The sequence below is a fragment of the Nonomuraea sp. NPDC050783 genome, from assembly GCF_040802095.1.
GTDB lineage: Bacteria > Actinomycetota > Actinomycetes > Streptosporangiales > Streptosporangiaceae > Nonomuraea.
The window spans coordinates 55,628-62,417 of sequence record NZ_JBFAHK010000040.1 but is presented as its reverse complement, the minus strand read 5'-3'; the positions used below and the strand labels follow the sequence as shown (position 1 = coordinate 62,417).

General features: G+C 71.8%; 8 protein-coding genes. 1 reads left to right on the top strand and 7 read right to left on the bottom strand.

Annotated features, from left to right (window positions below):
• Nucleotides 1-93: 93 nt before the first annotated feature.
• The 3 genes from AB0H75_RS47930 to AB0H75_RS47920 are packed head-to-tail and all read right to left on the bottom strand — an operon-like array spanning nucleotide 94 to nucleotide 1,845.
• A complete protein-coding gene (locus AB0H75_RS47930) occupies nucleotides 94-1,179 on the bottom strand; it encodes a Zn-dependent alcohol dehydrogenase (RefSeq protein WP_367808330.1) in 1,086 nt (361 codons plus the stop codon).
• Nucleotides 1,180-1,204: 25 nt separating this feature from the next.
• Complete coding sequence (locus tag AB0H75_RS47925; RefSeq protein ID WP_367808328.1) at nucleotides 1,205-1,396, bottom strand: ferredoxin; 192 nt, start codon at nucleotides 1,394-1,396, stop codon at nucleotides 1,205-1,207.
• Nucleotides 1,393-1,845 (bottom strand): pyridoxamine 5'-phosphate oxidase family protein, encoded by a 453-nt coding sequence (locus tag AB0H75_RS47920; protein ID WP_367808326.1) that lies wholly within the window; start codon nucleotides 1,843-1,845, stop codon nucleotides 1,393-1,395. Before AB0H75_RS47920 ends, AB0H75_RS47925 begins: the two co-directional genes overlap by 4 nt.
• An 85-nt stretch (nucleotides 1,846-1,930) precedes the next feature.
• Here AB0H75_RS47920 and AB0H75_RS47915 point away from each other — a divergent pair, with 85 nt between their 5' ends.
• Nucleotides 1,931-2,560: a class I SAM-dependent methyltransferase gene (locus AB0H75_RS47915; RefSeq protein WP_367808334.1), complete on the top strand. Its 630-nt coding sequence runs from the start codon at nucleotides 1,931-1,933 to the stop codon at nucleotides 2,558-2,560.
• 15 nt (nucleotides 2,561-2,575) lie between these two features.
• Here AB0H75_RS47915 and AB0H75_RS47910 read toward each other — a convergent pair whose 3' ends face one another.
• The 4 genes from AB0H75_RS47910 to AB0H75_RS47895 all read right to left on the bottom strand — a co-directional run bounded on the left by AB0H75_RS47910 (nucleotide 2,576) and on the right by AB0H75_RS47895 (nucleotide 6,757).
• Nucleotides 2,576-3,577 carry a DUF1702 family protein gene (locus AB0H75_RS47910; RefSeq protein ID WP_367808324.1) on the bottom strand — a complete coding sequence of 334 codons (1,002 nt, stop codon included), beginning with the start codon at nucleotides 3,575-3,577 and terminating at the stop codon, nucleotides 2,576-2,578.
• Between the two features lie 111 nt (nucleotides 3,578-3,688).
• A complete protein-coding gene (locus AB0H75_RS47905; protein ID WP_367808322.1) occupies nucleotides 3,689-4,780 on the bottom strand; it encodes a prenyltransferase in 1,092 nt (363 codons plus the stop codon).
• A complete protein-coding gene (locus AB0H75_RS47900) occupies nucleotides 4,777-5,487 on the bottom strand; it encodes a class I SAM-dependent methyltransferase (protein ID WP_367808320.1) in 711 nt (236 codons plus the stop codon). Before AB0H75_RS47900 ends, AB0H75_RS47905 begins: the two co-directional genes overlap by 4 nt.
• Before the next feature lie 25 nt (nucleotides 5,488-5,512).
• Nucleotides 5,513-6,757 carry a glycosyltransferase family 4 protein gene (locus AB0H75_RS47895; protein WP_367808332.1) on the bottom strand — a complete coding sequence of 415 codons (1,245 nt, stop codon included), beginning with the start codon at nucleotides 6,755-6,757 and terminating at the stop codon, nucleotides 5,513-5,515.
• Nucleotides 6,758-6,790: the final 33 nt, after the last annotated feature.

Below are 6,790 nucleotides of genomic sequence, written 5' to 3'. Positions count from 1 at the left end.
GGCCTGCAGGGCATGAAGCGCACCGCCAGGTCGATCAAGGGCCTCAAGGAGATCGCCACCCCCGACGAGGGCGTGGACCAGCCCGTCGGTCCGTCAGTCCATCAGGACGATCTGGCGCAGCACCTCGCCGCCGCGCAGGGCCGCCACGGCGTCGTTGAGGTCCGTGAGCCGGATCCTGGCGCTGATCATCGAGTCGAGGTCCAGCTTGCCGGCCCGGTACAGCTTGGCGAAGTACGGGAAGTCGTGCCGCACGTCGGACTCGCCGTACAGGCTGGAGCGCAGGTTCTTGCCCTCGAACAGCAGGCTGAAGGCCGAGACCGACCACATGTCGTCCATCGCGCCCGCGCCGACCACGATGACGTCGCCGCCGCGCCGGGTGATCTGCCAGGCGCTCTGGATGGTGGCCGCCTTGCCCACCACCTCGAAGCCGTAGTCGAAGCCCGCGCCGCCGGTCAGCTCGTTGACCGCCTCGGGCACCTGCTCGGGCGTGACGGCGTGGGTGGCGCCGACCTTCCTGGCCAGCTCGTGCTTGGACGCCAGCGGGTCCACCGCGAGGATCGTGCGGGCGCCGGAGACGCGGGCGCCCTGGATGACCGACAGGCCGACGCCGCCGCAGCCGATCACCGCGACCGTGGAGCCGGGGCGTACCCTGGCGGTGTTGAGCGCGGCGCCCACGCCGGTCGTGATGCCGCAGCCGATGAGGGCCGCGGCCTCCCACGACACCTCCGGGTCGATCTTGATCGCGCCCTGCCAGGGCACGATGATCTCCTCGGCCCACGTGCCGCAGCCCGCCATCCCGAACGCCGTCGTGTCGCCGCCCAGCCGGAACCTGCCGTTGCTGAAGGACTCGACCATGTACTTGGTGCACAGGTAGGGCTGCCCGCCCAGGCACAGGTCGCAGGAGTGGCAGGCCGGCGACCAGTTGATGACCACGTGGTCGCCCGGCGCGACCGAGTCGACGTGCTCGCCCACCTCGACCACCTCGCCCGCGCCCTCGTGGCCGGGGACGAGCGGCACGGGCTGCGGCAGCACCCCGGACATGGCCGACAGGTCCGAGTGGCAGACGCCGGTGGCCCTGATCCGTACCCGCACCTCGGCGGGGCCCAGGGGGGCCAGCGTGACGTCGTCACGGATCTCCAGCTTGTCGTTGCCTACGGCGGTCAGGACTGCGGCGCGCATGGGCGTTCCTCCTCGGCGGATGGCCTTACTCCTCGATGGAGAGGGCGGCTTTGGGACACGAGCGGACCGCGTGGCGGACGCGGTCGTGCAGCTCGGGGGGCGGTTGGGGAAGAAGGATGTGCAGCTGGTCGTCGTCGTCGACCTCGAAGACCTCGGGCGCGAGCCCCATGCACACGGCGTTGGCCTCGCAGACCAGGTCGTCCACCTTGACTCTCATGTCAGCCTCCTGTGGTCCCATGAGACCACTTTGGTGCGCTCGACGACGTAGGCGACCCGCTTGCGCCCGGTCTGCTCCACGTAAGGGAGCAGGAGCTCGTCCGGCACTCCCGGCGTCATGCGGCGGGCGATCATCATGCCGATGGCCATGATCCGGTCCCGGTCGGCGACCTGCTCGGCCTTGCCGTACAGCAGGACGCCGCGCAGCTCGTCGTAGCTCTCCCCTGCCTCGATCAGGCAGCTCACCCGGGGGTCGCGGGCCAGGTTGCGGGCCTTCTGCGCCTTGCCGTAGGTCCAGAAGGCGACGCGGCCGGCGTCCAGGCCGTAGAACATCGTCACCAGGTGCGGCGTGCCGTCCGGGTTGATCGTCGCGAGCTGCAGCTTGCGCGAGCCTTCCAGGAAGGCGGCCACCTCGTCGTCCGACATCGCGATGCGAGCGCGCTGATTCACGTGCCAAGTAGAACAGGTTCCAGAACAGCCCTGCAAGGGTTCCCTGGAATGTTATTCGGTTCGGCTAGGGTGGCCTTCCATGACGATGCCGTCAGAGCTGCTCCACGCAGCGAAGCACGCCAAGGGGTTCATGCCGCTCCCGGAGGGCCTGGCCCTGTACGAGACGGCCCGCAGGTACGGCAAGCTCGGGCCGATCTGCGAGATCGGCACCTATTGCGGCAAGTCCGCGATCTACCTCGGCGCGGCCGCCAGGGAGACCGGGTCGGTGGTCGTCACGGTCGACCACCACCGCGGCTCGGAGGAGATCCAGCCCGGCTGGGCCCACCACGACCCCACGCTGGTGGACCCCCGCTTCGGCAAGATGGACTCGCTGCCGACCTTCCGCGCCACGATCGCGGCGGCGGGGCTGGAGGAGGAGGTGATCGCCGTCGTCGGCCGCTCCGAGCGCGTGGCCGCGCTCTGGAACACGCCGCTCGGCATGTTGTTCATCGACGGCGGGCACTCCGAGGAGCCGGTCACCCGCGACTACGAGGGCTGGGCGCCGCACGTGCGGCAGGGCGGGGCGCTGGTCTTCCACGACGTCTACCCCGATCCGGCCGACGGCGGGCAGGCGCCGTACCGGGTCTACCTGCGGGCGCTGGAGTCCGGCGCCTTCCAGGAGGTCGCGGTGGAGGGCTCGCTGCGCGTGCTGGAGCGCGTCGCCCCCGGCCTCTGAGGGCCGGTACGTGGTTCAGACGCCCAGGCGGCGGCTGCGGGCCCAGGAGTGGCGGATGCTCGCCTGCCAGCCGCGGAAGTCGTCGTGCGTGCGGGCCTCGTGCCCGAGCTCGATGAGCGCCCGGTCGGTCCAGGACGCCGCCTCCTCGGCCGGAGCGCCGGCCAGGACGGCCGCGGCCTGCTCGGCGTGCCCCGGCAGCGGCCCCGAGCACAGCCGGGCGGCCAGCGCGAAGGCGCAGCCCTGCGCCAGATGGGAGCGGAAGCCGTCGGCCGAGGCGTGCTCGGTCAGCCACCACAGCTCCTCGGGCTCGGCCCCGCCTGTGTACGCGGCCGCGAACCCCACCCCGCTCCACAGGTCGGCCCGCCGCCCGGCGGCGAAGCCGGCGATCCTGGCCGCCACGTCGTCGGGCGCGGCGCAGTCGTGGTACCACAGCAGCCGGCCCAGCCCCTGGTCGAACATCGCGCAGTGGGCCCGGGTCAGCAGGTCGGGCATCCGCCGCTCGCCCACCAGCCGGTCGGTCCCGGCCAGGCCCTGCTGGAAGCCGAACCCGTCCACCGCCAGCCAGCGCAACAGCGGGTGGGCCTGGCGCGCGCCGCGTACCGGCCGCAGCCGCAGCAGCGCGTACCCGCGACCGGCACCCAGGTAGGCGGCGTGCCGGTGGTGCCGGGCGGGGCCGGCCAGTAGCTCGTGAAGGCGCCGGCCCCGGGAGAGCGTGAGCAGGTCGAGGACCGTGCAGGCGGCGGCCGCCCCCTCGTAGGCGAAGGGCCGCCGGTCCGCCGGGATCTCCTCGACCTTCTCCACTTCTTTCGACATCACCGCATTGAAGCCGAAGACATAAGACTTCTCGGCTTCCGAGAAGACCGTGCGAGCCGGTCCCGGCCTGAGCCGGAACCTGCGCCGGCTCAGATCCGACTCCAGCGGATCCTTGGTGAGGAACCGCCGCAGCCACTTCGCCGGCGCCAGTGTCGGCTCGATCCCGGCCTGGTCCAAGAACGATGTTGTGCCCGTGTCGCCCACGCTTCCCCCGAAGACGCCTCGTACGGCCACTCACGAAGCTAGTAACCACATTGCGGCCTTCACCGGCGACGCACCGGATGTCCAGGGCAAAGAAGCGGCAAAAGCGGTTGCCTAAGGGGTGTCCCGCTCCGCGCTCTGAGGAGGGACGCCGGGCGGGGAGCCGGGAGGGACGCCGATGCCGGCGGCGCAGCCGCACACGTCCGGGTCGAAGGTCGCCGTCCGCTCGACGTCGCGGAACAGCCCGCCCCCGGGGGAGAGGCCCAGCAGCGCGTCGGCCGCCAGGACCACGGCCGCGGCGGTGTAGCCGGAGCGCTCGTGCGGGAAGTGCTTGCGGTTGACGAACTGCCAGCCCGTCCAGTACGAGCCGTCCTCGTGCCGCAGGTGCTGGACGTCGGTGAAGAGCCGCACGGCCCGTTCCCGGTCGCCGAGCGCGTCCAGCGCCAGCACCAGCTCGCACGTCTCGGCGCCGGTCACCCACGGCTGGTCGGAGACGCACCGGATGCCGAGCCCCGGCACCACGAACGTCGTCCACTCCCGCTCCAGCAGCTCGAACGCCTGCCGCCCGCGCACCGCCCCGCCCAGCACCGGGTAGTACCAGTCCATCGAGAAGCGGCTCTTGTCGGCGAACGCCTCCGGATGCGCGCTCAGCACGTGCGCCAGCCGGTCGGCGGCCAGCTCCCAGTGCGGCTGCGGGTCGCCCAGGCGCTCGGCCAGCAGCACCCCGCAGCGCAGCCCCTGGTGGATGGAGGAGCAGCCGGTGAGCAGCGCGTACGTCGCGGGCCTGCCCCGCGCGTCGCGCTCCCAGACGATCTCGCCCCGCTCGGTCTGCAGCCCGGCCACGTAGTCGAGCGCGGCCTTGGCCATGGGCCAGTGCTCCTCGGTGAAGGCCCGGTCGCCGGTGACGAGGTGGTGGTGCCAGAGGCCGGCCGCGACGTAGGCGGCGTGGTTGGTCTCGCCGCCCTGCTCCACCGGCGCGCCGTCCACCAGCTTCATCGGCCAGGAGCCGTCGGCGCGCTGGTGGCGGGCCAGATAGGCGTACCCGCGGCGCACCGGCTCGGCCAGGCCCGCCACGGACATCGCCATCAGGCACTCGACGTGGTTCCACGCGTCCACGTGCCCCTCGGGCCACGGGACGCCGCCGTCCTCCTGCTGGATCGCCGCGATGCTCTCGGCCGTCCGCACGACCTCCGCTCGGGAGATCATGGCTTCCTGACGTACAGGACCACGCTCTTGCCGATGATCGGGTTGAGCACGGCCTCGGCGATCCTGGTGGCGGCAGGGCGCTTCATGATGTCCCAGACCAGCAGCTCGTGGTACGCCTTCGCGAGCGGGTGGTCGTCGTTGCCGACGCCGACCGCGCACTTGATCCACCAGTAGGGGGAGTGCAGGCCGTGGGCGTGGTGGTGCGGGCCGATCTCGAAGCCGGTGGCCTTGAGCTTGGCCGACAGCTCGGCGAGCGTGTAGATGCGGACGTGGCCGCCCGGCGCGGTGTGGTACGCCTCGTCCAGCGCCCAGCAGATGCGCTCGGGCAGGAAGCTCGGCACGGTGACCGCGGCGGTGCCGCCCGGCTTCAGCACGCGGAAGATCTCGGCCATGGCCGCCATGTCGTCGGGGATGTGCTCCAGCACCTCCGCCGCGATGACCCGGTCGAAGCTGCCGTCCTCGAACGGCATGCCCAGCGCCGTGCCCTGGACGGTCCGGCCGCTCGCGCCCGGCGGCACCTCGCCCGCCTTGTCCATCGCCGCGAACATGTTCGCCACGTTGTCCAGCTCCGACTGGTCCATGTCGAAGGCGATGACGTCCCCTCCGCGGCGCAGCACCTCGAAGGCGTGTCTGCCGCCGCCGCAGCCCAGGTCGAGCACGCGCACGCCGGGGCCGACGGGCAGCCGGGCGAAGTCCACGGTCAGCACAGGTGGTCTCTCCTTGTGGTCGGTGTCAGGCTCGGTGCGCGGCGATGGCCTCGTGGTAGGCCTCGACCGTGCGCTTGGCCACGACGTGCCAGGTGTAGCGCTCCATGACGCGGTCGTAGCCCGCCCGGCCCACGCGCTCGCGCTCCTCGGGCGAGTCGTGCAGGCGGCGCAGCGCGGCGGCCAGCTCCTCGGCGTCGCCCGGCGGCACCTGGACGGCCGCGTCGCCGACGACCTCGGGCAGCGCGCCGGTGCGGCTGGCGACCAGCGGCGTGGCGCAGGCCATGTGCTCGACGGCGGGCAGCGAGAAGCCCTCGTAGAGCGACGGCACGACCGAGATCTCCGAGGTGGCGATCAGCTCGCCCAGCTCGTCGTCGGAGATGCCGTGCACGAAGCGCACCCGGTCCTGCAACGACAGCTCCTGGACGAGCCGCTCGGTGGGGCCGCCCGGGGTGGGCTTGCTGACGACGGTGAGGTTGACGTCCCGCTCGGTGGACAGCTTGGCGACCGCGCGCAGCAGCGTGGCCACGCCCTTCATGGGCGAGTCGGCGCTGGCCACGGCCACGATGGAGCCCTTGCGGCGCGGCTTGTCCGGGCGCGGGTGGAAGTAGCGGGTGTCCACGCCGAGCGGGATCAGCCGCAGGTTGGCCTGGGGGACGTTGAAGTCGCGGTGGATGTCGGCCAGCGAGGACTCGCTGACGGTCAGGATCGGGCTGAGCCGGGGCGCGACGCGGGCCTGCATCCGGACGAACCCGTACCAGCGGCGCATGGTCAGCTTCTTGGCGCCCTTGGCGGCCTCCAGCTCGATGCGCCGGTCCACGCTGATGGGGTGGTGGATGGTGCCGACCACGGGGAACAGCTTCTGGATGCCGAGCAGGCCGTAGCCGAGGGTCTGGTTGTCCTGGACGACGTCGAAGTCGCCGGCCCGCTTCTTCAGCTCGCGGTAGGCGCGCAGCGTGAACGTCAGCGGCTCGGGGAACCCGGCGGTCCACATGGTGCCGACTTCCAGCCAGTCGATCCAGTCGCGGTACTCGTGCAGCTTGGGCGTCCTGAACGGGTCCTCGTCCCGGTAGAGGTCGAGGCTCGGCACCTCGCGCAGGATGACGCCCTCGTCCAGCTCGGGGTAGGGCTGGCCGGAGAACACCTCGACGTGGTGTCCGAGCGCGACCAGCTCGCGGCTCAGGTGGCGGAGGTAGACACCCTGGCCGCCACAGGTGGGCTTGCTGCGGTAGGACAGCAGCGCGATCCGCAGCGTTCGCTCCCGCACGGACACCCCTTTCTCCACCGTTAGGCACCTGAGATCATG

Coding starts and splice junctions, on each gene's coding strand:
- AB0H75_RS47930 (WP_367808330.1), bottom strand. CDS start 1,179: ATGCGCGCCGCAGTCCTGACCGCCGTAGGCAACGACAAGCTGGAGATC.
- AB0H75_RS47925 (WP_367808328.1), bottom strand. CDS start 1,396: ATGAGAGTCAAGGTGGACGACCTGGTCTGCGAGGCCAACGCCGTGTGC.
- AB0H75_RS47915 (WP_367808334.1), top strand. CDS start 1,931: ATGCCGTCAGAGCTGCTCCACGCAGCGAAGCACGCCAAGGGGTTCATG.
- AB0H75_RS47905 (WP_367808322.1), bottom strand. CDS start 4,780: ATGATCTCCCGAGCGGAGGTCGTGCGGACGGCCGAGAGCATCGCGGCG.